The sequence below is a fragment of the Arthrobacter sp. HMSC08H08 genome (assembly GCF_001807575.1).
GTDB classification, from domain to species: domain Bacteria; phylum Actinomycetota; class Actinomycetes; order Actinomycetales; family Micrococcaceae; genus Pseudoglutamicibacter; species Pseudoglutamicibacter albus.
On the sequence record NZ_KV789373.1, the window covers coordinates 1 to 731 of the forward strand.

1 protein-coding gene is annotated in these 731 nt (G+C 57.0%); it reads right to left on the bottom strand.

Annotated elements, in window-relative coordinates; translation table 11 throughout:
• Positions 1-731: IS1249 family transposase (locus HMPREF3175_RS00785; protein WP_141742429.1), on the bottom strand; the 731-nt coding region annotated here is incomplete at both ends.

The following is a 731-nucleotide window of genomic DNA, read 5'->3' on the forward strand; positions in this document are numbered from 1 at the left end:
ATTGAGTGTGTGTAGGTGGTGTCGATAGCGTTGTCGTAGAGGGCTGGTCGTCCTGTTTGGTGGTCGGCTTGGTTCTTGTTGTGGGTCAGGGCTGGTACTTTGGCGAGTTGGTTTTGGCCCCAGTTGGACTGCCTGGCGATTTCTGTTGGATCGTCAGGCAGTTCTGTTTTCTGGTAGAGCCACCATTCCAGCATTTTTCGTTGGTGTTCTCCGGCTCTGCCGCGGTGGGTGCGGGTGAGCAGTTTCAGTTCGGCGTTGATCGCGCCTTCAAGGCTGTTGGTGGTGGATTTGATGCGGTGCCGGTGCTGTAGTTCGGTCGGTGGGTTGAGGTAGGTGAACAGGAGGTTGTTACGCCATAGGTGTAGCAGGCTGTTGTAGGCCTTACGGGTGTTCGGGTGTGTCCAGGCCCAGTGGCGTTGTTGGGTGATTGGGTCTGTGGTGAAGGTTTTCTGGTTGATCCATCCCCGGTAGAAGGTGCCGTATTCATGGAGTTGCCTCGCCCAGGTGGCTGCTTCATCCAGGGTGGTGATCCGGGTCAGGTTCCGCGCTAGTTGATAGATCGCTTTGCCCGCATCGGTACGCGGGTGTGAGGTGGTGTAGCGTCGTACAACTCGTTGTGCATGCACCAGGCAGCGTTGGATCACGGTGGCAGGCCAGCATTTCTTGATAGCGCTGGCGGCTCCTTGTCCTCCATCGATGACAGCGATCACTGGTGCGGGGATACGTTGAAG